Below are 26,302 nucleotides of genomic sequence, written 5' to 3'. Positions count from 1 at the left end.
TATGTGGCTTGTACGTCCGGCGCAACCGGCTGATTTGGAACAGATACTCGAGATCGCGGGCACCCAGGGTGCCCGCCTTTCCTCGACCCTGCCCAAACAGTCGGAGGCCCTTGCGCAGAAAATAGAGCACTCCCTGGCGTCGTTTGCCGGCAAGGTTCCGGCCAGCGAGGCGCCGAGATTTCTTTTCGTTCTCGAGAATACGGTCACCGGGTCCGTGGACGGCACGGCTGGCATTGATGCCCGTGCAGGCAACGGCCAGCCGTTCTACAACTATCGGCGCGATGCCCTGATTCACGCTTCCCACGAGCTGGGTGTGTCGCGCCGTGTTGAGGTGCTGTATCCTTCCCACTCCCTGACCGATCAGACCCTGCTCTGCTCCTTCTCCATCCGCCCGGAACTTCGCAACACCGACGCATTCGAGCTGTTGTCACGTGCCCGGATACTGTTCATTGCCGAGCATCGGGACTGGTTTTCATCGCGGGTGGTCGTTGAGATTCAGGGTGTGCAGGCAGACGATGGCAGTGTGCCATTCTGGGACAGCCTCGCCCGGCACTTCTTCAACATGGATTTTGAGACCGCGGATCAGTACTCGGCCGTGTTGAGCAAGACCTTTATTGCCGAACTGATGCCGCCCAATCCGATCTACGTAACCTTACTGACCGAAGAGGCCCAGTCGGCTCTGGGGCAGGCCCATACTTTGACGGCGCCGAATTTCGAGTTGTTGCAGCGCGAGGGCTTTCATGCCGGTTGCTACCTCGATATTTTCGACGCCGGGCCGGTGCTGGAGGCCCGTACGGATTCGCTTCGCACCCTGGTGACCAGCCATCGCAAAACCCTGCATGGCCGGCATGACGAAGCCGGAGACCTCTGTCTCATTGCCGCCGGCGAAGCTTCAGACTTCCGGTGCGCATTAACGCACGTGGAAGAAACCCTGGACGACGAACTCAAGGTGTCAGTGAAAACCTGGACGTTGCTGGGCAAGACTGCCGGCGACGCGGTAAGGATTGCGCCTTTATGACGACACCAACCCGGAAGGAGGGCGTTACATGCTGGTGATTCGCCCGCTCCAGGAAAACGATCTTGATGATCTTTACACCATGGCGCAGAACGCCGGGAAGGGGCTGACGACCCTGCCAGCAGATCGCGAACTGCTGCAGAAAAAGATTGCCCATGCCCGGGAAACGTTCAATCAGCGCTGTGCGCCGGAAGCCGGCCTGTACCTGTTTGCGCTGGAAGATACCGAGAAGAAGAAAGCCGTGGGTATCAGCGGTATTCAGGCGAGGGTCGGGCTGGACGAGGTGTTCTATAATTACCGGCTGAGCGTAACGGTGAACGCCTCCAGAGAATTGGGGGTTCACGTGCGGACGCCCACTCTGCATCTTTCCAACGACATGACCGATACCAGCGAAATCTGCTCGCTGCTGTTGTCCGATGAATACAAGGGCGGAGGCTGCGGTCTTCTGCTGTCGCGTTGCCGGTTCATGTACCTGGACGAGTTCCGCAAGCATTTCTCCGAGAAGGTGTTTGCCGAGATGCGTGGGGTATCCGACCAGCATGGCCGCAGTCCCCTGTGGGATGCCTTGGGCAGCAAGTTCTTTGACATGGAGTTCAGCGAGGCCGATATGCTCTCGGGGCTTGGTAATAAGGCCTTCATCGCAGAACTCATGCCCAAGTACCCAATCTACCTGCCGATGCTGCCGGACTCTGCCCGCGCCGTGGTTGGTCGCGTGCATGAGAATACCGCACCGGCGCTCAGGATGCTCCAGGCGGAAGGTTTCAACTTCAACGGGATGGTGGATATCTTCGATGGTGGGCCGGTGGTCGAGGCGTTCGTGCATAACGTCCGGACGGTAAGGGATTCCGTGAACCGGTACGCGATGATCACACAAAACCCCGTTGACCTGGATGTGCCTGCCCGTGAGCGGGTGATGGTGTCCAACCGCTCGTTCAGGGATTTTCGTGTGACCACGATACCGGCCAGCTGCATTGGCCCCGATACCGTCAAGATGCCTCCGGCGGTGGCCGAGGCGCTGCAAGTGGAGTCCGGTGATCCGGTCCGACTGGCACCGTTGAAAGACAATGGTCCTCTGCCCATTAACACTTACAGAGGGCAAGACAAAGCGGACGACAGGGTTCGGGAACATCGCAGCCGTTCCTCGAAGAGCTGAGGCGCAGCTCGTCGCCGCATTTCCAATCTACAGAATTCCAGTACCGGGAGGTGCTTTGATATGGCAAACCTGACAGGCGAACTTTTCATAGATGGATTATGGCTTCAGGGTCATGGTGCCTCGTTTGAGTCGATTCAGCCCGTTACCGGAGAAACCGTATGGGATGGCAATGGTGCCAACCTGGAGGATGTTGATGCCGCTGTCCGTGAGGCCAGGAACGCGTTTCTGAAATGGCGGCGGAAAAGCTTTGCGGAACGCCAGGCGGTGGTCGAGGCGTTCGGTGCCCAGCTTGAGGCCCACAAGGAGGAACTGGCACATCAGATCGGTCTGGAGACCGGTAAGCCGCTTTGGGAATCCCGTACGGAAGTTGCCGCCATGATCGGCAAGATCGCCATATCCGTGAAGGCCTACAATGATCGCACCGGGCATTCCGAATCCGAGGTGGCCGGCGGCCAGGCCGTTTTGCGCCACCGTCCTCACGGTGTGGTCGCGGTGTTCGGCCCCTACAACTTCCCCGGGCACCTGCCGAACGGACACATTGTGCCTGCCTTGCTGGCGGGCAACACCGTGGTCTTCAAACCCAGCGAGCTGACGCCCGGCGTCGCGGAAATGACGGTCAAGCTGTGGGAAAAGGCCGGTATACCCGATGGTGTGGTTAACCTCGTGCAGGGGGCGTCGGATACCGGGAAATCCCTGGCCGGCCATCCCATGATCGACGGTCTGTTCTTCACCGGCAGTTCCACCGTCGGGCACCTGCTGCACGAACAGTTTGGCGGCCAGCCGGAAAAAATCCTGGCGCTGGAAATGGGTGGCAATAACCCTCTCATCGTTCAGGACGTTTCGGACATCGACGGGGCGGCGCACCACGCGCTGCAATCGGCGTTTCTCTCTGCTGGCCAGCGGTGCACCTGTGCCCGCCGCCTGTTGGTACCGAAAGGGAAGAAGGGAGACGAATTCCTGAACCGACTGGCGGAGTTGTGTGGCCGGATCCAGGTTGGTGAATTTGACGCTGATCCTCAGCCGTTCATGGGCTCGGTCATTTCCCCTGAGGCCGCGGAGAAACTTCTGGCGGCCCAGGCCAGCATGCTGGAGAAGGGCGCGAAATCCCTGCTGGAAATGAAACAGGTCAAGCCGGATACCGGGCTGCTGACGCCGGGTATCGTGGATGCGACCGGCCTGGACCTGAGCGATGATGAATTTTTCGGACCGTTGCTGACGGTCTATCGTTACAAGAGTTTCGATGGGGCCCTGGAGCTGGCCAACGACACCCGTTACGGGCTGTCTGCCGGTATCCTGACTGACGATCGGAAACTGTATGAACGGCTCGCGGAAGAGGTGCGCGCTGGCATCGTGAACTGGAACCGGCCGTTGACCGGTGCCAGCAGTGCCGCGCCGTTCGGTGGCGTGGGTGCCAGCGGTAACCATCGCCCCAGTGCTTATTACGCGGCGGACTACTGCGCGTGGCCAATGGCCTCGCTGGAAGCTCGCAAGAGTGAGGTGCCGGACAGTCTTGCGCCCGGCCTCAATTTCGACAAATAAGAACGGAACCGACAGCGATGGTGAAGCACGCGGTAGAAGCAAATTTCGACGGTCTGGTCGGCCCCACCCACAACTACGCGGGGCTTTCCTGGGGTAACGTTGCCTCAAAATCGAATGTGCGAGCAGAGTCCAATCCGAAAGAGGCAGCGCTCCAGGGCCTGGCAAAAATGAAGCGCCTGGCAGATCGGGGTTATGTGCAGGGAGTTCTGCCTCCACACGAGCGCCCGCACATTCCGACTCTCAGGAAGCTTGGCTTCGAAGGCACCGACAGCCAAATCCTTGAAAGCGTGGCCAAGGCCAGTCCATCAATTCTGGCCGCGGTTTCGTCCGCCTCGACCATGTGGACCGCCAACGCCGCGACGGTTTCTCCGAGTGCTGATACCCGCGACCATCGGGTTCATTTTACCCCGGCAAACCTGAGCGCGAAGTTTCACCGTTCTATTGAACATGTGGTCACCGGGCGGTCGCTGAAGTCAATCTTCGCGGACGAAGGCTATTTCGCACATCATCCGGCGCTGCCGTCAGTCGGGCAGTTTGGGGATGAAGGGGCGGCCAACCATACCCGGCTGTGCGGTCGTTACGGAGAGCCCGGGGTTGAACTCTTCGTTTACGGCCAGATCGCCTTCAATGAACAGGCGCCGGCGCCAAAGAAATTTCCCGCCCGCCAGACCCTGGAAGCCTCGCAAGCCATTGCCCGACTGCATGGGCTTAAGGATCAGAATGTTGTTTTTGGCCAGCAGAACCCGGAAGCCATCGACGCCGGCGTGTTCCACAACGACGTGATTGCCGTGGGCAATGGCAACACGTTGTTCTACCACGAGATGGCTTTTCTCGAGGAAGAGCAGGTGCTCGCGGGTATTCGTTCCCGGCTGACCGGGACCGAGCTGGAAGCCGTTCGGGTCACCAGTGCCGAGGTGCCCATTGAGGATGCGGTGGCCTCCTACCTGTTCAACAGCCAGTTGTTGAATACTCAGGATGGCATGTTACTGGCGGTGCCGGGGGAATGTCGGGAAGTGACGTCGGTCAGTCGGTACCTGGACGAGCTGGTTAACTCCGGCGGCCCGATTACCTCGGTGGAAGTGTTTGATGTGAAACAGTCCATGCGTAATGGAGGCGGACCGGCCTGCCTGCGATTGCGGGTGGTGCTGTCCGATGATGAGCTGCAGGCCATGCATCGCGGGGTTCTGCTGACCGATGCCTTGTATGAGCGCCTGACGACCTGGGTGAAAGCCCACTATCGGGACCGGCTCTCACAGGAAGACCTGGCGGATCCGATGCTGCTCCAGGAAGTGCGCAAGGCCCTCGACGAGTTGACCGGTATCCTCGGCCTCGGATCGATCTACGATTTTCAGCTCTAGGCCGCGATCGAAGACGTCAGCATGTCCATGGTGTGGCGAATCAGGGCATCGGCGGAGAAGGTTTCGCTGTCTCTCAGCTCCGACTGGCACAGCAGTATGACCCCGTGCAGGGCCCCGCGCAGGTAGAGTGCCGTCTGCACCGGGTCCGTGATCCTCTCCCGGCTCATGGTGCCATCCTCAAGTCCCTGGCGGATGGCGCCAATCATCAGTTCCATCAGCTCGGCCTTCGAGCAATACATTTCCTCGGCCTGACTTTCGTCGGCTTCCGCCATAGCCGTTGACGCCTGGGTCAGTGCGGAAAAGTAATCCGGCTCCTCCTGATAAAACCGGTAATACGCCTCGCCCATGGCTGAAATCTGCTCCAGACCGGTATCGGCGGTTGCTTTCGCGTCCTGAAAGTGCGCAGTCAGGCTTTGGCCCGCCCGCAGCATGATGCCTCGTTGAATGGCCGCCTTGTCCTTGAAGTACACATACAGCAGCGCCCGGCTGAGGCTGGCGGTGCGGGCGATGTCGTCCATTGAGGTTCGCTCGTAGCCTTTCTCTGAAAATACCAGTTCGGCGGCATCAAGAATGGCATCGTATCGGGCCTGTTTCTCCCGTTCTCGACGGGTCTTAAGCGGTTCACTCATGGCGTCTTCCATTTGTCTGCGACTGCAGGGGCATCATACCTGAAAGTGGATAAAAGCTGATTATTGACAAAATGTCAAAGAATGACATTATGTCCATATGCATCTTTTGGGTTTCCGACGGAGCGGGTACCTACCACCAACATGAATATGGACGAAAGGACTGATCATGAAGCCATTTACCCAGTCATTTGCCGCTGTTTCCCTCGTTGTATTTTCAATGGTGCTGGCCGGATGCAAGGCCGGTGATGTGTCATCCGAGACCAAGGAACCAAAGGTATCGGTGCGTGTCGCCGAGGTGACTGGGGGCCAGGTGGAGGGTGTTCCCCTGCGTTTTTCCGGGATTGTTCGGGCGACACAGCGGGCAACACTGACGTTTCAGGTGAGCGGTACCCTGAAGGAGCGTGCGGTGGAGCTGGGCCAGCGGGTGGCTGCGGGTGATTTGCTGGCCCGCGTCTACAATCCCGCGCTGGCGCCGGCACGGGATTCGGCCCGGGCCAAGCTGGAGGAACTGAATACCCGGTATGAGCAGGCCCGGCGCGAATGGGATCGTTCGAGCCGGCTGCATGAACGCGGGGTGGTGTCCGAGCAGAGTCTGGAACAGATTGCAGCCAGAAGGGATTCGCTCCGGGCCAGCGTGGCCACCGCTAAGGCCGCCCTTGCCGAAGCCACGCAACTCCTGAACGAGAGCACATTGCGTGCGCCTTTTGCCGGACGGGTTGAGGCCCTGCTGGTCGAACCGGACGAATTTGTTGCTGCCGGCCAGCCGGTGATGCGTCTGTCCTCGCCACAGGGGCGGGAAGTGGAGGTCCGTGTTCCCGCATACCTGCTGGATCATGTGGCACTGGAGCAGGAGTTGCCGGTCTGGTCGGTGCAGGACCGAAGCCGTCCCCAGCAGACTGGATCGGTGGTCGAAATCGCACAGGCGGGGGCGGTGCGCGGCGAACTGCATCCGGTCCTGGTCAGCGTGCCGGTGAATACCCTGGAGCCGGGTGAACCGGTCGAGGTCGGGATTACGCCGGTAAGAACCTCGGCAACCACGGTGCCGCTGCTGTCGGTGATCCGGATGGCCGAGGGTACCGGTGTGTTCCGGGTGCGTGGCGGGGAAGCGAGGCGTATCCCGGTGACCGTTGAGCGGGTGATCGGTGAGCGTGTCGTGGTCCGTTCCGACGCACTCGCTCCCGGAGACCAGGTGGTGTACGCGGGTATGACGCGCCTGACCGACGGCGATGCAGTGGAGGTGCGCTGATGACTCGCCGGCTACTGAACTGCCAACGCCTGCTCGGCATGGTGGTCACCATGTTGTGTCTGCTGGGTATAGCGGCTTATAGCACCATGCCGCGCCAGGAAGACCCCTCGTTTCCCTACCGTGCCGGGATGATCAACGTCAATTACCCCGGCGCCAGTGCTGACGCCGTCGAACGGCTTGTGCTCCGGCCTCTGGTCGATGAACTGCGCCAGGTTGAGGAAGTGGAGTTTACCCAGGGTACGGCGCGAACCGGCGTTGCGTTGGTGAAACTGCGGCTGAATGACACCATTTATGACACGGATCCCGCCTGGGATCGGGTCCGGCTTGCCATGGAACGGGCCCGGAAGGATTTTCCGGATGACGTCGGACAAATGGCGCTTGATGACCGGTTGATAGATATACCGGCGATCGTTCTGGCGGTTTCCGGTGGCCCTTCGGTAACCAGCCTGACAGACGTCGCCGAACGTCTGAAACAGAATCTTTCGGACATCAACGGGGTGTCGCGTATTGACCTGGAGGGCGATGCCGATGAGCAGATTACCCTGGCTCTTGATGATGCCGCGCTGTACCGGCTGGGTATTTCCCCGGCTCGGGTCATGGACACGCTGGCCCGCCGCAACCAAACCATTCCCGGTGGTTTTGTGGTGGTAAACGGGCGGCGCCTGTCGGTACTGCCAAATAGCGAATTTGCGGACATTGATGCTATCCGGGCGACGCCGATTGAGCTGCCGGACGGTTCTCAGGTCCCTCTTGCGGCGGCCGCCGATGTCTGGCGAGGGCCGGTTGAGCCGAGGCAGCCGGAAACCTGGTTTGACGGCGAACGGGTTGTGCTGGTTTCCATCATTATGGAGGAGGGCACAACCGACGCGATCCGTTTCGGCCAACGGGTGCGGGAGCGGGTGAACGAGATCCGGACAGAATTCGAGCCCTACGAGATCCGGGAAATGTTTTTCCAGCCCGACAAGGTGGAGGACCGGCTGGATAACCTGGCCTGGAGTCTGGTGTTGTCGGTCCTGATCATAGTTGCCGTCGTGTTCACCGGTATGGGTATCCGCATGGGCCTGCTGGTGGCCTCGATCCTGCCCATGGTGGCGCTGATCAGTGTCGGCCTCTATGACCTCGGAGGTGGCGTGCTGCACCAGATTGCCGTCATCGGCATGGTCATTTCCCTGGGCATTCTGATCGACAACGCCATTGTAATCGTGGAAAACATCCAGGGGCTTCTTGATGAGGGCATGCGGCGCCTTGATGCATTACGTAAGGCCGTTGCCGAGTTGGCGGGTCCTCTGGGCGCCTCTACGGGAACGACGCTGGCGGCATTCGCTCCGCTGTTGCTATCCAAGGGTGGCGCCGCCGATTTTACCCGCGGCGTACCGGTGATGATCATGCTCACCCTGTCGGTAAGTTACCTGCTGGCGATTTCGGCTGTGCCGCTGCTGGCCGCCAGATTCCTGAAGCCCCGGCGCAACCTTGGCAAGGACCGGCTGTCGGGGCTCGCCCGGTTTTTGGGTGACCTGGTGTTTCGTTTCCCCGGCCGTCTTATTGCCGCCGGCAGCCTGCTGGTGGCCCTCAGTGTGGCGATGACGCCGTTCATGGCCCAGCAGTTTTTCCCGAATGCCGACCGGCCCCGGGTGATCGTCGAGCTGTACATGCCCGAAGGCACCGATCAGGCGCGTACTGCGCAAGCTGCAGCGGACCTGGAACAGATGATCCGTACCCGGCCCGATGCCCTGGAAATTCACCGGTTTGTCGGCTTTACCGGCCCAAGCTTCTATTACAACCTGCAACGGGCTCCGCAGGCACCCAATCGGGCCCGGCTGGTGATTCGCACGCCGACCCTGGCCGATACCACCGAGATGATTCACTGGGTGCGGGCCCATGTGAGCGAAACGATGCCGGAGCTGGATGTCACCGTTGGTATTCTCGGGCAGGGGCCGCCCAGGGCGGCACCGGTGGAAGTCCGGGTCTATCATGCCAATGATGAAACCCGCACAGAGGCCGTGGAGCAGATCTTTGGCGTTCTTCGGGGTATCGAGGGCACCGTCGATGTTCGCCATGACCTCGACATTGGCGTTCCCAGCATCGCCATCAATGTCGACGATGCCACTGCTGCACGATACGGGCTGACCCGGGCAGATGTGGCCCAGAGTCTCTATGGCCAGAGTTTCGGCGTGGTGGCCGAACGCTATCGCCAGGAGGAGGACCCGATTCCCCTGGTTCTGAGATCCCGGGAGGGCACGTCTCTGCCGCTGTCCCGACTGCTGTCCGTCAACATCTATAACAATCAGGGCGACGCCATACCGCTATCGGCGGTCGCCAGTGTTGAAACCAGCTGGGAGCCGGCTGTGCGCTATCTCCGGGACGGTGTGAGGATGAACACGGTTACCGCAAACCTGCTCCCCGGGTATGGGTTCAGCAAGGCCCTGGATGGCATGTATCGTGCGCTTGAAGCCAACCCCCTGCCGGCCGGAACCCGCATCGAAATGGGCGGTGATGCGGAAGGATCGGGTGATGCCAACGGCGCATTACTGACCGCGGCGCCCATCGGCGTGTTGCTGCTGCTGTTTTTCCTGTTGCTGCAGTTCAACTCGTTCCGTCGCGTGGGCATTATCCTGTTGACGGTTCCTCTGGCTACGGTGGGGATCTTTCCCGGTCTGGTGCTATCGAATTCCCCGTTTGGCTTTCAGTCGCTGCTGGGGGTAATTGCTCTGGTGGGCATTGTGGTGAACAACGCAATTGTGTTGCTGGATGTCATGGACCGGCGGTTGGAGGCGGGTGAGAGCATCCGTGACGCCGTGCGCCAGGCGGTCGAGAAACGCACCCGTCCGATTCTGTTGACCACGGCCACCACCGTGGCTGGGCTGTTGCCCCTGGCTTTCTCAAGCTCAACGCTCTGGCCGCCAATGGCCTGGGCAATAATCTCCGGCCTGCTGGCGTCCACGGTCCTGACCCTGCTGGTGATTCCGGCCGTCTGCACGCAGCTGATCAAAACCCCGGTGCCCGAACCAGAGAATGCCCCGGCCTGACTCCCGGACCGGTCAGGCTCCGGTGCGATGCCGGGCCCTGATCAGCAAACCGACGCGCTGGCCCACCGGCACATCCCGGTTCGGGAACACGATGGATTCCGGGATGCTGCCTACCCGGTAACAGGTGCTCTCGTCCTCCCAGATCACCGTGCCGGGCTCGTATTCGGTAAAGTTGGCCACATCATCGGGCACATGAAACTCGAAGCTGGGCCCGGTGTTCAGGATCTCGTGAACCACTTCAAACACCGTCAACCCGGCTGACGAGCCCCGCGCCATTCCGGGGGCAGGGGCGCCGCGAAACCGTCGGCGCAAGGCATCCCGGATGCCTCTGAACCGGCTCAGATCGTTTTGCCCGAATGGTCGCACCTTCCCCAATTCCACCGTAAAGCTTTCGGCGCCCAGCTGCGACGATGAAAAGGAGGAGAAGGTCGTTCCCGACTTATGCTGAAGCAGCAGGGTCTCCACGTCGGCCTCCAGCAGGAAATCACACTGATCAGCCGGCACCTGTCGACCTTCCACGAACGGATACAGGGCAAATTTCTCCCGCCGCGACGGCCGGATCGCCGTGTGCAGATCGTAGTGGGAAAGCGCGACCGCATCGTGGGTCTCCGAGAATTGCAGGCAGAGCCTCTCGATCAGCCGTGCTCTCGATGCCTCGGGCAGATCACTGTACTCGGGCTTGTTGTGGGCACCGTGGAACAGACGGTTCATGTTCACGTCCAGAAACCGTTCACCGGCCACCATGGCAGGCGGGTTGCCCAGAATCAGCAACAGCGGGCAGGCCAATTGCCAATCACCGCCCAGCAGTTCGCCGACCAGGCCATTCAAAACCTCAATGGGCGCGGTTTCATTCCCGTGGACACCGGCGGAGATAATCAGGGCTTCGTTGTTGGGATTTGAACGCTCAGCGGGAGGCGTCAGTTCGAGAATTCCCACTGCTCTTCGGACTACGCGAGTGCCGTCAGCCAGCATCGCTTCGGAGGCGGGTAGATCCGAGGAGGCATTGGTCAGCGTGTGGGTAAGCCAGTCTGCGGAACCGGAAAACAGGTTAAGGTGTGCCGTCATTCGAATCCCCGAATAAGTCTTGGGGGCTGGCAGGGTGTTGCCTCCCGGGAGTGTGTGAAGCCATGGACGGCTTCACTCAAGCGCCCATGGACGGGCGTGTGCGTCTCCCGGGAGGCAACACCCTGCCAGCCCGGGCATCAATGTTCGAAAGCGGGGAACCTCAGTTGCTGATAGGCCGCTGATGCCGCAAAAGATGATTCTCAAGCTTGCGGAAAGCGAACACCAGAATAAAGGTCAACATCATGTAGATCAGCGCCACAAAGATGAACGCATCGAACGGCGCATAGAACCGGGAGTAAATGTTCCGGGCCGCGCCGGTCAGATCCACAATGGTCACCACGCTGGCGATCGCACTGGAATGCAGCATGAAGATGACTTCGTTGGAATAGGCTTGCACCGCACGACGGGCCGCACTGGGCAATACGATGCGCCGGATGCGCATGAACCAGTTCATGCCGTAGGCCTTGGCGGCTTCAATCTCGCCGTGGGGCGTTGCGACAATCGCGCCCCGGATAATCTCGGTGGTATAGGCCGCGGTATTGAGGGCAAAGGCCAATAGTGCCGGGTAGAACGGTTCCCGGAAGACTTCCCACCAGAAGGTTTCCTGAATACCCGGAATCTGGGCAATACCGTAGTAGATGATGTACAGCTGGATCAGCAGGGGCGTACCCCGGAACAGGTATGTGTAGAGCCATACCGGGCCGGAAACGAACGGATTCCTGCTGGTTCGCATGATCGCCAGGGGAACGGCACAGACCAGGCCGATGACGAGAGAGAGGAAAACCAGTTGAACGGTGTTCACCAGACCATTCCAGTATTCCAGGATGGTCATGGCGGTAAAGATTTCGTTCTGGTTCAGCCACTGGGTGATAAAGTCTGGCATCGTTTATCCCCCCTGAACCACGCCAACATTGGCGCGTTTGTCGAGCCACTTGATGAACAGCTCGGAGCCGGCGGTCAGTGCCAGATACACGAACGCTACCGGTATGAAGAAGTGAAATGGCATCCGCTCGGCCTTGGCGGCCTCCTCGGCAACCCGGACCATGTCCGTCAGGCCGATGATGGAAACCAGCGCCGTGGTCTTGAGCAGAACCTGCCAGTTGTTGCCGATGCCGGGAAGCGCGTGGCGAAGCATTTGCGGGAAAATAATCCGGCGGAACGTGTGCCAGCGGGTAAATCCGTAGGCCCGGGCAGCTTCAATCTGCCCCGTTTCGACCGCCAGGAAGGCGCCGCGAAAGGTTTCGGTCATGTAGGCGCCAAAGATCAGTCCGATGGTGACGACACCAGAAATGAACGGGTCGAACTGGAAGAAAAAGTCGATTTCGTAAGCCTCCCACAGCAGATCGGAGAGGTTATTCACGGCCACCTGGCCACCGTAGTAGAACAGCAGCATCATAACCAGGTCCGGGACCCCGCGAATCAGCGTGGTATAGGCTGTCGCGACACCTCTGGCCAGACGGTTGCTGGATAGTTTGGAGGAGGCGCCAATCAGTCCGAGAGTGACGGACACGGCCAGAGAGAGGAAGGCCAGTTCAATGGTTATGACTGCCCCGTCGAGTAGTTCCGGGCCATAGCCTTTCAGATCGAGCATGAAAAAGTCCGGTGGTCAGGGGTGGCCGGTGTGGCCACCCCTGCGGTTTTACATCTTGATGTCGTAGTTGAAGTACTTCTGCATGATGGTGTCGTAGGTGCCATCATTCTTCAGTTTCTTCAGAGCCGCATTGACTTTGCCGGCGAGATCCTTGTCACGCTGACGCATGGCAACGCCTACACCCTGGCCCAGTTTCACTTGCTCGCCCACTTCCTGGAAACCTTCTTTGCTCAGGATGGTCTGCTCGCCCACCGGGTAGTCTACGAAGGCAACATCCAGGCGCTGACCCTCGAGGTCCAGAACCATGTCGTCAGCGGTGGTGTAGCGCTTGATGGTGACAATGCCGCCCATGTTCTCGGTGACGTAAGTGTCCATGGTGGTGCCGCGCTGAACGCCGACAACCTTGCCTTCCATCGCCTTCATGTCGGTCACGTCGGTGTCGAAACCTTCACGAGCGAACCAGCCGCCGGGTGTGTTGTAGTACGGCTCGGAGAACAGGACGCGTTCGGCCCGCTCCGGGGTGATGGACATGGAGGACATGATGGCGTCGAACTTTCGAGCCAGCAGGCCCGGAATCATGCCGTCCCATGCCTGGATAACGAATTCGCAGTCCGCTTTCATTTGTTCGCACATGGCTTCGGCCAGCTCGACTTCGAAACCGGTCAGTTCACCATTTTCGTCCTTGTATTCGAACGGCTCGTAAGGCACGTCGAATGCGATACGGATTTCTTTCCAGTCTTTGGCCTGGACCGTGCCGGCCGCCAGGGCCAGGGCACAACTCGCTGCAACAATAAGTTTCTTCATGTGTCACTTCTCCAGTGGTTTGCCTTTTCGGCTTATTTTTTATGGAAGCTTTGCATCCAGTACGAACTCAAGATAGCACCGAGTGTCAGAAGTTGGGAGCCAGGAACTGTTTCATGCGTTCCGATTCCGGATGATCAAACACTTTTTCGGGGGTACCTTGCTCTTCGATCACGCCCTGATGCAAAAACAGGACCTGAGTTGACACATCCCTTGCAAAAGCCATCTCGTGAGTCACCACGATCATGGTCCGGCCTTCCTCGGCCAAACTCTGCATGACCTTTAAAACCTCGCCAACGAGCTCCGGATCCAGGGCCGACGTCGGCTCATCGAACAGCATGACTTCCGGCTCCATAGCGAGCGCTCGGGCAATCGCGGCCCGTTGTTGCTGGCCGCCGGACATCTGGGCCGGGTAGTAATCCTTGCGCTCGTAGATACCGACTTTCTGCAGGTAGGCCTCGGCGCGTTCGATGGCCTCCTTCTTGGGCACCTTCAATACGTTTACCGGCGCTTCAATGATGTTTTCCAGCACGGTCATGTGGGACCAGAGATTGAAGCTCTGGAACACCATGGACAGCTTGGCCCGGATCAGTTCGACCTGCTTGTTATCGGCCGGAATTCGTTCACCCTTGCGGTTGGTTGTGAACCGGATTGGGTCACCGTGCACGATAATGTCGCCGGATGTGGGGGTTTCAAGCAGGTTGATGCAGCGCAGGAAAGTACTTTTGCCAGAGCCGGAACTGCCGATCAGGGAAACAACATCGCCTTTGCGAGTTTCCAGGGAAATGCCCTTGAGCACTTCCAGTTTGTCGAAGGTCTTGTGAATATCCCTGCAGATCAAAGGCGCTTGGTCCGCCATCTGTCGCTCCCGAGGCTGTCAGTCAAAGGCGCATGTTTTACGGACTGTGGCTGCGGAAATCAATACCCATTACTTAGGGTTTTGCCGCTCTTCCCCACAATACGTTGCATGTCGCTGTGTATCAAAGTATCTGAAATGCCGTGGCAGTCTGCCGGCATCACAGTCTTGTTTGCGAATGTCGTGCCGGCGACTCCGGTGGGACCGGCATCCGGATCACTTCACTGCCTTCTTTCTCCAAATCCCGCATGGCATCGCTGACGAATCGAACATGGGCGGTGGCGGCTTTTTGGGCGGCGCCGGGTTTGCCCGAGGTCACGGCATCGTAGAGCTGGCGGTGCTGCCGGACGATTTTTTTTCGCATTTCCTGCCGTGGGTTCAGGTTGGCGACGGAGGCCTGCACCGTCATCAGCATCATATTCTTCAGGCTATTCAGGACATGGACCAGAACCGGATTGTGGGAGGCTTCCACGATGGCGAGGTGAAAGCTGTGGTCCGCGCGTGCGTTGCTCAACGGGTCTGTCTCTTCCAAGGCCCGGAAGGCCTTGGTGATGCGGTGCCGGTCCAGGCTGGTTGCCCGTTGGGCAGCGAGGAATGCCGCCTGACCCTCCAGTTGTTCGCGGACTTCCAGGAGATCGTACAGTGTGCGGGGGTGGCCCTCGAACAGGTGCATGAGCGGGCTCTGGTCATCGATCCTGTTGGAGCCGGGCACCATGCTGGCGACAAAGGAACCCTTGCCGTGCCGGGTCTCGATGACACCGCGGCCCTGAAGCTCATGCAGTGCCTCACGGATGATTGCCCGGGACACGCCAAGGCGGGCGGCCAGCTGGCGTTCCGACGGAATTTTTTGTTCCGGCGCCAGCCCACCATCAAGAATAAGTCGCTCGAGTCGGTACGAAATTTCCTGGGATATAGCCATGCAGATGCCTGTTTGTGCCCGCTGGTCTGACCAGTGACTGTTGTAATTGTAAGTGATTAGTCCTTCAACCAGTATGCTCCCAAGCCCTGTAAATATGGACGATTCCGTCCAGTTCGTCCATTTGTAATGCAGGAAAAACTGGTCTGACCAGTGTCAGGATGGCTGGACTAAACACCGATTGGCTACGAATATCTTTCTAATGCCGGTCGTTGTACTGCATCGTACCGGCGTTGATCAGACGCTGAGAAAAACAACGCTAACGGAGATGTGTCGATGAACTCGAACAAAAACATCCGTATTCACGGTGACACGGCCGAGGCTCCACCTCGGAGAAGTTTTCTGAAAACGGCCGCGGTGGGCGCGGCCTTCGCAGGCGCGATGCTGATGGGCGCAGGCCAGGCCCAGGCCGCAACGACCTGGAAAATCCAGTCAGTCTGGGACGCCGGCACGGTCGGCTATGACCTGTTCGAAGACTGGTGTAATGGAATGGAAGAGAAATCCGGCGGTGAACTGATTTTCAAGTGTTTCCCTGCCAAGGCCGTCGCCGCCGATAGCAACTCACTGTTCGATTCGGTTCGCAGTGGTGTTCTTCAGGGCATGAACCCATTCACTCTGTACTGGTCCGGCAAGATTCCCGCTTCGGTTTTCCTGTCGTCCTATCCAGGTGGCCCCGATCAGCCTCACCAGTGGGACACCATGTTCTACTCACTGGGGATGCTGGAGAAAACCCGGGAAATCTACAAGAAGTTCGGGCTGTTCTACGTGGGCCCGATCCAGCACGACGCAAACATCATCCACTCCAAGAATCCGGTAAACAGCCTCGAAGACTTTAAAGGCATGAAGCTCCGGGTTCCCGGCGGTATGGTCGCCGAGGTATTTCAGGCGTTCGGGGCTTCGACTGTGAGCCTTCCTGGTTCTGATATTTTCCCGGCCCTGGAAAAAGGCACCATCGATGCGGCCGATTACGTGGGCCCGGCGGTGAACTGGGAACTGGGCTTTTCCCAGGTGACTGATTACATCCTGTTCGGACCTCCAGGCGTTATGTCGATCTACCAGCCGGTAGACCTGATGGATCTGACCGTCAACCTGCGCGCCTGGAACGCTCTGGATCCGAAACTGCAGGAACTGGTTGAGGACGAAGTGCGCATCTACTCCCAGAAGCACTACCTGACCATTCAGAAGCGCAACGTTGAGGCCATGAAGAAGTTCAAGGATGCGGGTGACACCGTGAGCCGTCTGAGCCAGGATGACGTGGATGAGTGGCGCCGCAAAGCCATCCCGATCTGGTACAAGTGGGCGAACAAGGACGAGAGTGCCCGTGAGATCTTCGATATGCAGATCGAGTATATGATGAACGATACCGTCGGCTATATCGATGAGGCTGATCTTGAAGGCGTACCGGGCCGGTAACACCTTCCTGGACTAACAAATAAGAAACAAGGGGAAGGTCAGGGACGACTCCGAATGAGGAGTTCCGCCTTCCCCGTTTTGTGGCTGAGGAAGTAACAACATGTCTGATCTCGAAGGTTTCGGATTCGTAATGCCGCACTGGTTCTACTGGGGCTGGCTTGCGGTCATGCCGCTGATCATGATGGCCTGGGACAAATGGAGCACTGGTCACGGAGGCGGTAGTGCTGAGCCGGAATTGACACCAGGTGAATTACAGGCGGAAGAGGATGATCCGCTTATTTATCTCCAGTTCGAAGGGAACTGGTTTACCAAGGTAGTGGACTGGGTCTGCGACAAATCCGGTCTGTTCGTTTCGTTCTGGACGATCAATGCCGTTGTGTTCTATTTCTTTGGCGTGATCATGCGCTACGTCTTTAACACACCCTCCATCTGGGTCCATGAAGCCAGCTTCCTGCTGTTGGGTATGCAGTATATGCTGGCCGGGGCCTTTGCCATGCTTCATGGTGCCCATGTGCGTGTGGATGTGATGTACAACATGCTGCCAGCGCGGGGAAGAATTGGCCTGGACATCTTCACTTCGATGTTCTTCTTCATTTTTGCCCTGATTCTGCTGGTTACCTCCTGGACCTTCTTCCAGGATTCCTACGCCATGAACGAAACCACGGTTGAGACCTGGGGCATTCAGCACTGGCCGGCTAAAGGCATGATGGTACTGGGTTCATCACTTCTTTTACTCGCAGGCATCTCCAAGCTGATCAAGGATATTGTCCTGTTTGTCCGCCTTGGCCGGGAGCGCAACGCATGACTACAAATACAACAACTGCGCCGGGCAGTAACCTTGTCGGGAAACTGAGTACCTGGCTGATGATTATCGCCACAGTGGCACTGGCGTTTGTCATCTGCGTCGAAATGATCAACATTCTTTTCTACGATCCGTGGAGCGACGAGAAATTCCTGTTCAGGCTCTCCGGTAGCCTTTCTGACGTCAAGGTCGGGCCTCTGACCTATCTGATGTTCGGTTCCCTGGCCGTAGCTCTGATGATGGGGCTGCCGCTGGCTTTCGTGACCGGTGGTCTGGGTGTGCTGTTCATCTACCTGGTGGGCGACGCAATGATGCTCAACCTCGTGCCGGGACGCATCTTCCCGATGATGACCAACTCTGACCTGGCGGCGATACCGCTGTTTATCTTCATGGCCTCGATGCTCGAGCGGGCTGGCTTGATTGAGGAAATGTTCAGTGTGGTCTACAAGTGGATGGGTGGCCTGAGCGGTGGTCTGGCGACAGCAACCATTCTGGCCTCAACCCTGCTTGCAGCCATGGTGGGGGTTATTGGTGCCGCTGTTGTCACCATGGGCATCATCGCTCTGCCGGCGATGCTCAAACGCGGTTACGATCAGAAGATCGCGCTGGGCTCGATTATGGCGGGTGGTACTCTGGGCATATTGATACCTCCCTCAATCCTGGCCATTCTCTACGCGGTTGTTGCGCAGCAATCGGTCGGTGAGCTGTATCTCGGCTCCGTGATCCCGGGCCTGATGCTGTCTTCCCTGTACATTGCCTATGTACTGATCCGCAGCTGGATTAACCCGAAGTTGGGGCCGCCGGTACCGGTGGAAGAGCGGATTAGCCTGAAGGAAAAGCTCCTTCTCACGAAAAACCTGATTGCTCCGCTGATTCTGGTGTTTCTGGTGCTGGGTCTCCTGTTCGGTGGCATTGCAACGCCCGTGGAAGCGGCCGGTATCGGCTCCTTTGGCGCCATCGTGGTGGCCATGATGCACGGCAGGTTCTCCATTGCCGGACTGCGTGAAGCATCCGTAACCACTACCAAGGCATCCGCCATGGTGCTGTGGATCATGTTCGGTGCCTCGGTCTTTGTTGGCTTCTACATCCTTCAGGGTGGCCAGCAATTTGTGACGGATGCCATCCTGGGTACGGGCATGTCGCCTTACGGCATTCTGTTCCTGCTGATGTTCCTGCTGGTGGTTCTGGGTATGTTCCTGGACTGGGTGGGTATTCTGCTGCTGGCAGTTCCCATCTTCATTCCCATCGTCAAAGCGCTGGAGTTCCCGGGTCTGCTGGGCTTCCCGCCGGTGTCAGGTGATGACGTTGTACTCTGGTTTGGTGTGCTGTATCTGGTCAATATGCAGATGTCATTCCTCAGTCCGCCATTCGGTTACGCATTGTTCTACCTCCGCGGCGTATGCCCGCCTGAAATATCCATGGCCACGATTTTCAAGTCGTCCCTGGTGTTCCTGGCGATTCAGGCGCTGGGTCTGTTCATGTGTATCCTGATTCCCGGCATCGTAACCTGGCTGCCGGGGCTGGTTTACGGCTAATACACTCAAGGAGTAACGCACTATGTTGACTATTAACAGGCTGGATCTGGCCGATGCCCGCATTCTGATTGAGGGCGCGGCGGAAAAGGCCCGGGAGATCGGAGTGCCCATGTGCATTGCGATCGTTGACGAATCCGGCAATCTGATCGCCTTTGAGCGCATGGACGGTGGCAAGATCACCAGTGTGACCATTGCCCAGGACAAGGCGTTCACGGCGGCAGCCGCCAAGAAAGCTACCCACGACTACAACAAGGCCAACGTTCCGGGCAGCCTGGCGTTTGGCATTCACACCGAGGTCGGTGGTCGTTTGAGTTCAGTCGGTGGTGGTCTTCCCGTGATTGTCGACGGTGAAGTCGTCGGCGGAATCGGGCTGAGCTCGGGGACGCCCCAGCAGGACATGGACTGTGCCCAGGCGGGCATTGACCATTTTGAAACCAAACGCAGTTGATTGCTGTCAGACGTGAACGGGCGGGCCTTCGGGTCCGCCTGCCCCCTTCGCCCGAGAGCGGAGAATGACGTGACACGAATCCAGAGAACGTTATGACTACCAAGCCGAAAGTCAGCAAAGCCGAGCTGGCCGAGCAGTTCCGGGCTTTTATCGACCCGAACTTCGTTATCACCGATAACGAAACCATGAAACCCTACGAGTGCGACGGCATGTCGATGTACTGCGAGATGCCGTTGCTGGTGGTGCTTCCGGAAACGGTTGAGCAGGTGCAGCGGGTCATGCGCATCTGCAACGAAAACCAGGTTCCGGTGGTGGCCCGGGGCGCTGGGACCGGCCTCAGTGCCGGCGCCATGCCCAACAAGGAGGGTGTGGTGCTCTCGCTGGCCAAGTTCAATCGTATCCTCGAGATTGACCCGCTGGCACGAACGGCACGGTTGCAACCGGGCGTTCGCAACCTGGCGATCAGCGAGGAGGCTGCCCAGTACGGGCTTTACTACGGTCCGGACCCGTCATCCCAGATTGCCTGCACCATCGGCGGCAACGTGGCCGAAAACTCGGGGGGTGTGCACTGCCTGAAATACGGTTTGACGGTGCACAACCTGCACAGCGTTGAAATGGTTACGGCCGAAGGCGATGTGGTCACCGTCGGTTGCGATGGCCTGGACGCCTGTGGCATGGATCTGCTGGCGCTGATGACCGGCTCGGAGGGCCTGCTGGGTGTCGTCACGGAAGTGAAGGTCAAACTGCTGCCGAAACCCGAGGTGGCTCGCGTGGTCATGGCCGGTTTCGACAGCGTCCAGAATGGCGGTGATGCCGTCGGAGGCGTTATCTCCCACGGCATCATTCCCGGCGGTCTGGAAATGATGGACGGCCACGCTATTGTGGCGGCCGACGACTTTGCCCAGGCCGGGTATCCCCGCGAGGCCAAGGCCCTGTTGCTGTGCGAGGTTGATGGCACGGAAGAGGAAGTGGACGAGCACATCGCCCAGGCGGAGGAGGTGTTCCGCAAGTTCGGTGCAACCTCGGTCCGAACCTCCCAGAGCGAGGAAGAACGGGCACTGCTCTGGAAAGGCCGCAAGTCAGCGTTCCCTGCGGTTGGCCGGATTTCGCCCGACTATTACTGCATGGACGGGACCATTCCCCGACGGGAGCTGGCCAATGTGTTGCTCCGGATGGAGGAAATGTCCGAGGAGTTCGGTCTCCGTGTCGCCAACGTTTTCCACGCCGGTGATGGCAACCTGCATCCGCTGATCCTGTTTGATGCCAACGTGCCGGGTGAGTTCGAGCGCACCGAAGCGTTCGGCAGCAGCATACTCAATCTGTGTGTTGAGGTGGGTGGATGCATCACCGGTGAACACGGTGTCGGCGTCGAGAAGATCCGGCAGATGGCGGTTCAGTTCAGTGACGACGAACTCCAGCAGTTCCATGACGTGAAGGCCGCTTTCGATCCCGCCGGCATCCTCAACCCCGGCAAGGGTGTGCCCGCGCTCAAATTCTGCCAGGAATATCGTTCCCTGGAACACAAACAACACAAGCACGAACATACGGAAGCCGCCCATGGCTGATATTTCCCAACATTTGCAGGAGCAAGTGCTCCACGCTCGCGATGGCGGGCACAAACTCAACATCGTCGGCGGTGGTACCAAGGCCTTTATGGGCCGGGAAGCCGATCCCGATGCCGGTACCCTCAGCGTGGGCGAGCATACCGGTATTGTTGAGTACCACCCGGTGGAACTGGTTCTGACGGTTCGCGCCGGTACACCGCTGAGCGACATTGAGGCCACGCTGGCCGAGCAGGGGCAGGCCCTGCATTTCGAACCGCCCCGGCTGGGCGCGGCTTCCACCATCGGGGGAACCCTGGCCGCCAATCTGTCCGGCCCGTCGCGGCCCTGGACCGGCTCCGTGCGGGACCAGGTGCTGGGCATCCGGTTACTGAATGGCAAGGGCGAGCACCTTCGATTCGGCGGTCAGGTGATGAAAAACGTGGCCGGCTATGATGTCTCCCGGCTGCAGGCCGGCGCCATGGGCAGCCTCGGTCTGATTACGGAAATCAGCCTCAAGGTAATGCCGAAACCGGCCGCGTCCATGACTTTGGTTCAGGACATGTCGATGGAAGAGGTGATCCGTTACATGAACAGCCGGTCCGCCGAGCCCAAGCCCATCACCGGGGCGTGCTGGGTCGACGGCAAGGTCTACCTGAGACTGTCGGGTGCCCGATCGGCGGTTGAGGCGACCGCAGACAAGTGGTCGGGTGACGTGATGGAGCAGGGGGAGAAGTTCTGGCAGTCCGTACAGGATATGCAGCACGAGTTCTTTGCCGGTAACGATGTCCCGCTGTGGCGCTTCTCGGTCGGTTCCACCGCCGCCAATCCGAAGCTGGAGGGTGACTGGTTTATCGACTGGTCCGGTGCTCAGCGCTGGTACCGAGGTTCCGGTGAGCTGAAAGACATGGAACCCCTGGCCAAGGCTGCCGGAGGACAGGTGAGTCTGTTCCGTGGTGGCGACCGCTCCGGTGAAGTCATGCACCATCAGCCGGAAGCCCTCAAGGGCATCCAGCGCCGCCTCAAGAACGCCTTCGATCCGGATAATATTTTCAATCCCGGACGCTTATACAGCTGGTTGTAAGAGCAGGAATACGATGCAAACTAATCTCGTTCAACAATTTGCCAACACAGCGGAAGGGCAGGAGGCCGAATCCATTCTGCGGGCCTGTGTCCACTGCGGCTTCTGCACCGCAACCTGCCCCACCTATCAGGAACTGAATGACGAGCGCGACGGCCCACGGGGCCGCATCTACCTCATGAAGATGTTTCTTGAAGGGGAGGAAGCCACCGAGAAGACCCGCGAACACCTGGACCGGTGCCTGACCTGCCGGAGTTGCGAGACCACGTGTCCGTCCGGCGTGAAATACGGCCGCCTCGTCGACATCAGCCGCGGTCTGATGGAAAAGGAGCTGCCGCGCGATCCCAAGGATAAATGGCTGCGCTGGGGCCTGGCTCGGGTGCTACCCAATCGCCAGCTGTTTGGTGTGCTGCTTCGGCTCGGACAGGTGTTCAGGCCGGTGCTCCCGGAAAAACTGCGCACCAAGGTGCCCCCGAGAAAGCAGGCCAGCCCCTGGCCCGCCGCCAGTCACAACCGGATCGTGCTTGCGCTCGCAGGCTGCGTGCAGCCATCAGCGACCCCCAATACCAACGCGGCGGCTGCTCGGGTGCTCGATAAGCTGGGCATCACCATGGTGGAGGCGCCCGAGGCAGGCTGCTGTGGCGCAGTGAATTACCATCTTTCCGAGCATGAAAAAGGCCTGGAGCGGATGCGCCAGAACATCGATGCCTGGTGGCCGGCCATTGAGGCCGGTGCCGAAGCCATCGTCATGACGGCGTCCGGCTGCGGTGCCATGGTTCAGGACTACGGTCACCTGCTGAAAGATGACCCGGTCTATGCGGCCAAGGCCCATAAAGTCAGCGAGCTGTGCACGGATCTGGGTGCCTTCCTGCTGAAGCAGGATCTGGAGGCGCTCAAGCTCGACCAGAGTCCGGGCAAGGTTGCCTTCCATTGCCCCTGTACATTGCAGCACGCCATGCAGCAGAACGGCGTGGTCGAACAGGTACTTACCAAGGCCGGGGTGAACCTGGCGGAAACCAAAGACAAGCACCTGTGCTGTGGTTCTGCCGGAACCTACTCTGTGCTGCAGCCGGAACTGAGTCAGCAGTTGCTGGGTAACAAGCTGAAGGCGCTGACCGTGGACAATCCGGATCGCATCGTGACCGCCAACATCGGTTGCCAGATGCATCTGGAGACCAAGGCCAAGGTGCCGGTTCAGCATTGGGTTGAATTGCTGGATCAGTGAGGCGGGGTTGAGCCACCGGCAGGTGGCGCTTTAAAGGCCGGTGGTTTTCCACCGGCCTTTTCTGTTTCTGTAGACTAGAGGTCGTTGAAAAATGCGGCGTAGCTCTTTGGCATAACTTCGCCGAACGCTTCCATTATCCATGCTTCTCTTTCGGCGTCAGTGATGGTTCCCCCGGTTCCATCTGGATCGAACCACTCCGCCTTGATGTTCATTGAGAGCCGATGCCAATCCAGCACTTTTTGGGCATTTACGCCTTCTAGTGCCACAAGCTCCAGATAAGCCTTCTTGAACTTATCGATATTTTCGAGGCCCGGATCGGTTTCGTCAGTGCCAATTATATGGTCACGAACAACTGCGACATCCGTCAGGGACGCGGGGACGTCTTCGCCCAGGAACAGATGGGTTTGGCCCTCTTTCGCCCAGAACGCAGTCACTTTAGATACCTGGTTAATAACGAGATGCGTTAATTCATGTCGGTACTCTTCTTCGGCAAAGTCCGGCGAAATCTTGATTCCGCTGGTGGATGATCTTCCAATTCGATCGTTGCTGGTTGCGCAAATCTGAATCTTCTTGAAGAAGGGTTCCCATTGGTCGTTCCAATCTTCCTGTCTGGGGTCAAAGGTGGGGTTGTCTGCAAAAAATTGGTCGTACCCTTCATGAGCTTCCACCATGACGTCCCGCACTTTTTTGGGATCTCTCTCGTTGACCAGGGCGTTGTAAACGAAGGCATACTGGAGGTCAGGGTTGGAGCTTGGATCCTGCCAGTCTGCAGATCCAGCTGGCATTTCTATTTCCCCACCAAAGTAGTCGGAAATTTGGTCGATCGTTACCCGTTTTTCAATGCCCCCATCCAGATAGGTAAGCTGGCTTACCTCGGAAGCAAACTGGTTGAGATCCCTGAAGCTTACCACTCGCTTCATTGCGTAAAAGGTGTCCCAGTTCAAGCCGAACTGCGGCAAGATGACATCCATTGCACTCTGGGCCTTGGTCGCCGCGGTTCTCAGATCGTCGTTGGAGTGGGTTGTCAGGTTTGAAAACACGATGAAGTTTGCAGATTCAAAATAATAATCGCTTAAAGAACATTTCTCCTGGAAAATATCGGCATCAGGATTCTGGTACTCCTTATTAGTCTCACTGCTGAAGTAGAAGTCTCCATCTACCGGATCCGGGGCACCTTCTTGATTGTCGCCACCGGCAGGATCGCTCGTGATTGCCGTGCCACTGCCTCCGCCTCCGCCGCAGGCTGATAGAGCAAGGATAATCATGAGTGCACCAATCAAAGTCCATATTCTACTGTTCATCGACATTCCCTATCTATTGATTAATTACAGCGTTTCGACGAGAACGTCCTGGTAGGCGTTCAATGTCCCGCTAAACAGACCACGCTTTTAGAATTCCCATTTTTGCGAGTCAACAATGTATAAGGTAGCCCTGAATGATAAATAGCTCAAAATTATGTCGGTTGATATCTACGTGGAACTGGCGCTCCAGCAATGGATCGAGCTTCTGGACCAGTAAAACCGGACTGGTTTCAATGCATTCCCTGTGGGGTTCGTTATACTGCCGCGGCATATAACTTACCCACAGGGAGTGGATTTTTATGCCATGGATTCTGGCAACCTTCGTTTTTTCGGCCATCTTCAATGCATCGGCGCACGCCGAGGTTTATACCTGGATCGACAGCCGGGGCATCGCGCATTTCTCGGATTACCCGCCCGGCAAGATTCCCCATCAGGAAATCGATATCCAGCCGACGTCCACGGTGCCGATGTCCGAGAATCTCCGGCAGGGAAAGCGTGTTTCCGGGATCCGTGACGATGTGCGGGGATTGCTGTCGACGTCGGACCGACCGGTTCGAAACAGCGGCGCCGCCGCCAAATCCCGTGCCAAGCTCCAGAAGATCTGTGACAATTACCGACGGAAACTGGATCGTATCCAGTCGAAGCTCCGGTCCGGTTACAGCAACGACAAGGGCAACACACTGCGTCACCAGAGACGTAAGATCAGCCAACAACACAGCCGGGAATGTATTCTGCGCTAGTTGCCCAGACCGGGGTATCTGGCTCCAGCGTTACGTTACCCATGGCAATCCGAATAACACCTGCTTGGGAATCACGAAGATGACGAATTTGCCGCAACTGACAGATGCCTTACTGACCCTCGATGAGCGTGTGGCCGTGCTTACCCTGAATCGGCATGACCTCCGCAACGCCCTGACCGGTTCACACCTGATAGACGACATCGTCACCACGGCCGAGTGGGTTAACCGGTGTGAAGATGTATCCGTGCTGGTGATCACTGGTGCGGGTTCTTCGTTCAGTGCTGGCGGGAACATTCGCGACATGGCCGAGCGGGGTGGGGATTTCGCTGGCGATGTCGCCGAGTGTGCCGACCGGTACCGTCAGGGCATCCAGCGGATTCCCCTGGCGCTGCAGGCGGTGGAGGTACCGATCATCGCAGCGGTCAATGGTCCTGCCATTGGTGCGGGGTTTGATCTGGCCAATATGGCGGACATTCGAATCGCCTCCGACCGAGCCAAATTCGGCGAGACCTTCCTCAATCTCGGCATTATTCCCGGTGACGGTGGCGCCTGGTTGATGCAGCGCCTCATCGGCTATCAGCGCGCGTTCGAACTGACCCTCACTGGCCGAGTCGTTGAGGCAAGCGAAGCCAAAGAGTTAGGGATCGTAATGGATGTGTTTCCGATCGAGGAGCTGATGCCGGAGGCCCTCAAGCTGGCGAACCGGATGGCCAGCCAGCCACCCAAGGCAACACGTCTGACCAAACGCCTGATGAAGATGGCCCAGCGCATGGAGCTCAAGGATTTTCTGGATCTCTGTGCCTGCTTCCAGGGGATGTGTCACAACGAGCCCGAGCATCTGGAGGCGGTGAACCGGATGATGGCTCAGATGGCAAAAAAATAGCTCCGGCACCAAGCGGCCCTGGCGCATCAGTCCCAGTCAATCGACTGATCGTTTTTTGATCGAAAAAAGCTGGGAAAATTGACCTGAAGGGGTGTTCATTTCTCAGTGTGCGACTATATTGGTTGGGCCAAAAGCTGT

23 protein-coding genes are annotated in these 26,302 nt (G+C 58.5%); 15 read left to right on the top strand and 8 right to left on the bottom strand.

Annotated features, from left to right (window positions below):
- Nucleotide 1 precedes the first annotated feature (1 nt).
- The 4 genes from K0B93_RS08805 to astB are packed head-to-tail and all read left to right on the top strand — an operon-like array spanning nucleotide 2 to nucleotide 5,065.
- Complete coding sequence (locus K0B93_RS08805; RefSeq protein ID WP_219866853.1) at nucleotides 2-1,018, top strand: arginine N-succinyltransferase; 1,017 nt, start codon at nucleotides 2-4, stop codon at nucleotides 1,016-1,018.
- Nucleotides 1,019-1,046: 28 nt separating this feature from the next.
- Nucleotides 1,047-2,168, top strand: a complete 1,122-nt coding sequence (astA, locus tag K0B93_RS08800) for an arginine N-succinyltransferase (protein WP_219866852.1) — start codon at nucleotides 1,047-1,049, stop codon at nucleotides 2,166-2,168.
- A gap of 60 nt (nucleotides 2,169-2,228) precedes the next feature.
- Nucleotides 2,229-3,707 carry a succinylglutamate-semialdehyde dehydrogenase gene (gene astD, locus K0B93_RS08795; protein WP_219866851.1) on the top strand — a complete coding sequence of 493 codons (1,479 nt, stop codon included), beginning with the start codon at nucleotides 2,229-2,231 and terminating at the stop codon, nucleotides 3,705-3,707.
- Between the two features lie 17 nt (nucleotides 3,708-3,724).
- Nucleotides 3,725-5,065, top strand: a complete 1,341-nt coding sequence (gene astB, locus K0B93_RS08790) for an N-succinylarginine dihydrolase (RefSeq protein WP_219866850.1) — start codon at nucleotides 3,725-3,727, stop codon at nucleotides 5,063-5,065.
- On the opposite strand, the gene K0B93_RS08785 is transcribed toward astB, so the two are convergent.
- Nucleotides 5,062-5,694, bottom strand: a complete 633-nt coding sequence (locus tag K0B93_RS08785; protein WP_219866849.1) for a TetR/AcrR family transcriptional regulator — start codon at nucleotides 5,692-5,694, stop codon at nucleotides 5,062-5,064. The genes astB and K0B93_RS08785 overlap by 4 nt on opposite strands.
- A 166-nt stretch (nucleotides 5,695-5,860) precedes the next feature.
- Here K0B93_RS08785 and K0B93_RS08780 point away from each other — a divergent pair, with 166 nt between their 5' ends.
- Together K0B93_RS08780 and K0B93_RS08775 are read left to right on the top strand one after the other, a co-directional pair.
- Entirely contained in the window at nucleotides 5,861-6,940 is a 1,080-nt protein-coding gene (locus K0B93_RS08780) for an efflux RND transporter periplasmic adaptor subunit (protein WP_219866848.1), read from the top strand.
- Nucleotides 6,940-9,966: an efflux RND transporter permease subunit gene (locus K0B93_RS08775; protein WP_219866847.1), complete on the top strand. Its 3,027-nt coding sequence runs from the start codon at nucleotides 6,940-6,942 to the stop codon at nucleotides 9,964-9,966. Before K0B93_RS08780 ends, K0B93_RS08775 begins: the two co-directional genes overlap by 1 nt.
- 12 nt (nucleotides 9,967-9,978) lie before the next feature.
- Here the strand turns inward: K0B93_RS08775 and K0B93_RS08770 are convergent, their stop codons facing one another.
- The 6 genes from K0B93_RS08770 to K0B93_RS08745 all read right to left on the bottom strand — a co-directional run bounded on the left by K0B93_RS08770 (nucleotide 9,979) and on the right by K0B93_RS08745 (nucleotide 15,198).
- On the bottom strand, nucleotides 9,979-11,031 hold the full coding sequence (locus tag K0B93_RS08770) for a succinylglutamate desuccinylase (RefSeq protein WP_219866846.1): 1,053 nt from the start codon (nucleotides 11,029-11,031) through the stop codon (nucleotides 9,979-9,981).
- A 160-nt stretch (nucleotides 11,032-11,191) separates the two neighbouring features.
- Nucleotides 11,192-11,914, bottom strand: coding sequence for an ABC transporter permease (locus K0B93_RS08765; RefSeq protein WP_219866845.1), 723 nt, complete (start codon nucleotides 11,912-11,914; stop codon nucleotides 11,192-11,194).
- A 3-nt stretch (nucleotides 11,915-11,917) separates the two neighbouring features.
- Nucleotides 11,918-12,622 carry an ABC transporter permease gene (locus K0B93_RS08760; protein ID WP_219866844.1) on the bottom strand — a complete coding sequence of 235 codons (705 nt, stop codon included), beginning with the start codon at nucleotides 12,620-12,622 and terminating at the stop codon, nucleotides 11,918-11,920.
- 48 nt (nucleotides 12,623-12,670) lie between these two features.
- Nucleotides 12,671-13,426 (bottom strand): transporter substrate-binding domain-containing protein, encoded by a 756-nt coding sequence (locus K0B93_RS08755; RefSeq protein WP_219866843.1) that lies wholly within the window; start codon nucleotides 13,424-13,426, stop codon nucleotides 12,671-12,673.
- 85 nt (nucleotides 13,427-13,511) lie between these two features.
- Nucleotides 13,512-14,282, bottom strand: a complete 771-nt coding sequence (locus K0B93_RS08750; RefSeq protein WP_219866842.1) for an ABC transporter ATP-binding protein — start codon at nucleotides 14,280-14,282, stop codon at nucleotides 13,512-13,514.
- A gap of 157 nt (nucleotides 14,283-14,439) precedes the next feature.
- Nucleotides 14,440-15,198 carry an FCD domain-containing protein gene (locus K0B93_RS08745; protein WP_219866841.1) on the bottom strand — a complete coding sequence of 253 codons (759 nt, stop codon included), beginning with the start codon at nucleotides 15,196-15,198 and terminating at the stop codon, nucleotides 14,440-14,442.
- Between the two features lie 273 nt (nucleotides 15,199-15,471).
- Here K0B93_RS08745 and dctP point away from each other — a divergent pair, with 273 nt between their 5' ends.
- The 7 genes from dctP (at nucleotide 15,472) to glcF (ending at nucleotide 23,240) form a co-directional block, all read left to right on the top strand.
- The gene (dctP, locus tag K0B93_RS08740; RefSeq protein ID WP_219866840.1) at nucleotides 15,472-16,608 is read left to right on the top strand and encodes a TRAP transporter substrate-binding protein DctP; all 1,137 of its coding nucleotides are present in this window, start codon (nucleotides 15,472-15,474) and stop codon (nucleotides 16,606-16,608) included.
- 100 nt (nucleotides 16,609-16,708) lie between these two features.
- Nucleotides 16,709-17,413 carry a TRAP transporter small permease subunit gene (locus K0B93_RS08735; protein ID WP_219866839.1) on the top strand — a complete coding sequence of 235 codons (705 nt, stop codon included), beginning with the start codon at nucleotides 16,709-16,711 and terminating at the stop codon, nucleotides 17,411-17,413.
- Nucleotides 17,410-18,945: a TRAP transporter large permease gene (locus K0B93_RS08730; protein WP_219866838.1), complete on the top strand. Its 1,536-nt coding sequence runs from the start codon at nucleotides 17,410-17,412 to the stop codon at nucleotides 18,943-18,945. The genes K0B93_RS08735 and K0B93_RS08730 overlap by 4 nt, the downstream gene beginning before the upstream one ends.
- A gap of 22 nt (nucleotides 18,946-18,967) precedes the next feature.
- Nucleotides 18,968-19,393 carry a GlcG/HbpS family heme-binding protein gene (locus K0B93_RS08725; RefSeq protein ID WP_218635505.1) on the top strand — a complete coding sequence of 142 codons (426 nt, stop codon included), beginning with the start codon at nucleotides 18,968-18,970 and terminating at the stop codon, nucleotides 19,391-19,393.
- Between the two features lie 92 nt (nucleotides 19,394-19,485).
- Nucleotides 19,486-20,958, top strand: a complete 1,473-nt coding sequence (locus tag K0B93_RS08720; protein WP_219866837.1) for an FAD-linked oxidase C-terminal domain-containing protein — start codon at nucleotides 19,486-19,488, stop codon at nucleotides 20,956-20,958.
- Entirely contained in the window at nucleotides 20,951-22,018 is a 1,068-nt protein-coding gene (glcE, locus tag K0B93_RS08715) for a glycolate oxidase subunit GlcE (protein ID WP_219866836.1), read from the top strand. Before K0B93_RS08720 ends, glcE begins: the two co-directional genes overlap by 8 nt.
- Nucleotides 22,019-22,031: 13 nt before the next feature.
- Entirely contained in the window at nucleotides 22,032-23,240 is a 1,209-nt protein-coding gene (gene glcF / locus K0B93_RS08710; RefSeq protein WP_219866835.1) for a glycolate oxidase subunit GlcF, read from the top strand.
- 74 nt (nucleotides 23,241-23,314) lie between these two features.
- Here the strand turns inward: glcF and K0B93_RS08705 are convergent, their stop codons facing one another.
- A complete protein-coding gene (locus K0B93_RS08705) occupies nucleotides 23,315-24,541 on the bottom strand; it encodes a hypothetical protein (RefSeq protein WP_219866834.1) in 1,227 nt (408 codons plus the stop codon).
- Nucleotides 24,542-24,840: 299 nt separating this feature from the next.
- Here K0B93_RS08705 and K0B93_RS08700 point away from each other — a divergent pair, with 299 nt between their 5' ends.
- Both K0B93_RS08700 and K0B93_RS08695 read left to right on the top strand, forming a co-directional pair.
- Nucleotides 24,841-25,281 carry a DUF4124 domain-containing protein gene (locus K0B93_RS08700; protein WP_219866833.1) on the top strand — a complete coding sequence of 147 codons (441 nt, stop codon included), beginning with the start codon at nucleotides 24,841-24,843 and terminating at the stop codon, nucleotides 25,279-25,281.
- A 79-nt stretch (nucleotides 25,282-25,360) separates the two neighbouring features.
- A complete protein-coding gene (locus tag K0B93_RS08695; protein ID WP_219866832.1) occupies nucleotides 25,361-26,164 on the top strand; it encodes an enoyl-CoA hydratase-related protein in 804 nt (267 codons plus the stop codon).
- Nucleotides 26,165-26,302: the final 138 nt, after the last annotated feature.

Origin of the sequence: Marinobacter sp. F4218 (assembly GCF_019443085.1) — a bacterium.
GTDB lineage: Bacteria > Pseudomonadota > Gammaproteobacteria > Pseudomonadales > Oleiphilaceae > Marinobacter > Marinobacter albus.
The sequence above is the reverse complement of the archived record's forward strand: the minus strand, read 5'-3'. Positions and strand labels throughout refer to the sequence as shown.